General features: G+C 49.3%; 1 protein-coding gene. It reads left to right on the forward strand.

What is annotated here, in order from left to right:
• Positions 1 to 288: hypothetical protein (locus L5849_RS15660; RefSeq protein ID WP_236926293.1), on the forward strand; the 288-nt coding region annotated here is incomplete at both ends.

Here is a 288-nt window from a genome sequence, read left to right on the forward strand (position 1 = left end):
GCTGAACCTGGCTGCGTCCCAAGTAACCGAAGACCTGGTAACACTAGGTCTTGCAGAAGATAAAGCGGCCGCCTTTCAGCAAAAATGGGAAGCAAATCAGGTGAACATGTCAAAAGGAGTCCTGGCCACCACACTAATGGTCAACCAGCTTATCGACATGGACTGGAAATTTGGAGTGACTGCGGCCAGCAGCGAACTGAATAAAGTTGGAAGCACATTCCTTCAGTTGAAACTAGTCCTGGACAAAGGTCATACCACGGACGAGGTGCACATGGAGTTGAGTTTGTC

Source organism: Erythrobacter sp. SN021, assembly GCF_021864455.1.